The organism is Mesorhizobium sp. M7D.F.Ca.US.004.03.1.1 (assembly GCF_003998635.1).
In the GTDB taxonomy this organism is placed as follows: Bacteria; Pseudomonadota; Alphaproteobacteria; order Rhizobiales; family Rhizobiaceae; genus Mesorhizobium; species Mesorhizobium loti.
The window spans coordinates 1-1,264 of sequence record NZ_RZQG01001291.1; the positions used below are offsets into that span (position 1 = coordinate 1).

1 protein-coding gene and 1 pseudogene are annotated in these 1,264 nt (G+C 62.7%); one reads left to right on the forward strand and one right to left on the reverse strand.

The genetic code is table 11. The annotated features are described in order from the left end of the window. Positions 1-269, forward strand: a 269-nt coding sequence (locus EN935_RS36425; RefSeq protein ID WP_281040407.1) for a S4 domain-containing protein, incomplete at its 5' end; no start/stop codon positions are given. A gap of 6 nt (positions 270-275) precedes the next feature. Here the strand turns inward: EN935_RS36425 and EN935_RS36430 are convergent. Next, positions 276-1,264, reverse strand: a pseudogene (locus EN935_RS36430) (AsmA-like C-terminal region-containing protein); the annotation flags it as partial.

Consider the following 1,264-nt stretch of genomic DNA (forward strand, 5'->3'; position numbering starts at 1 on the left):
GCCCACGCCGGCTTCGAGCGCTGCCGACCGTCGAGGTTGACAAGGCAGCGCTCGAAGCCGGCGTGGGCGTCCTGTCGCTGCTCGTCACCGCCGGACTGGCGGCGTCGAACGGCGAGGCGCGGCGGCATGTGCAGGGCGGTGCGGTGCGCCTGAACGACGAGCCGGTCAGCGATGAGCGCCGGCTTGTGACTTCAAAGGATTTGAGTCCGGAAAACGTCGTAAAGCTTTCTCTGGGCAGGAAAAAGCACATTCTGGTGCGGCCGATTTGACCTCGATCAGCGGTACTCGAAGATCGACCTGAATATCCCGGGCGCGATCACCGACAGCGGATTGATGTCCAGCAGCGGCTTGTTGGCATTGCCCTTGAGCCGGTAGGTGACGCCGATCAGGCCGCGGTCGCGGCCATTGCCGAGCAGCGCGCCGACGATGGGCAATTCGCCGAAGATGCGATTGAGGCCATAGACCGGCATGAACGTGCCAGTCATGTCCATATTGTTGTTCTGATCGTAGAGCGTGCCTTGGAACGTCGTGCCGATGCGCGGGCCGCGCAGCACGCCATTGGCCAGTTTCAGATAGCCACTGCCCTTGTCGATCTCGGCGTAACCGCGTTCGAATTTCACCCGCGACGTGTCCAGCTTGCCCTTGACCGCCTGATTGAGGCTGCGGTTGTCGCCGGCCGGCGTGGTCGAGACGATGGAGGCGAGTTTCGGTTCGTTGACCACGAAAAAGTTGCTGGTATCGACCTTGCCCTTCAGCGATCCGTCGCTCGGCCCCGCCAGCGCCAGGGTGATCGATCCACCTTCCATATGCTCGTAGATGTTGAGGAACCTGAGGATGGCGCCAGCGTCCGCGGACTGCATGTTGAGCGCGCGCTGGCCAGCGCCAGTGGTGTTGCTGATGCTGATCGCAGCGCCCGAACTTGCCGTGGCGCTGACCTTCAGCCCGTTCACCCGCGATCCGGCCGCGCTGTAGTCGAGCTTCAGATTGGACAATTGCTCGTCGTGGAAACCGGTCAGCTGATCGACATCGGCGCTGACGGAAATGGCATCGGAACCGGTCGTCTTGGTGGCCGTGTCGACGTCCGAGGTGAACTGCTTGATGAGCGAGCGTGCATCCAGCGCGCTGCCTGATATGTCGACCGCATAGCCCTTGCCGGATCGCTTCACGGATACCGCAACGTCGTCGCCCCTGTTCAAGGTGACCTTGCTGAACCGCGCCGACGACAGCGCGCCATTGACCAGCACGATGCTGCCGTCGATGGAGA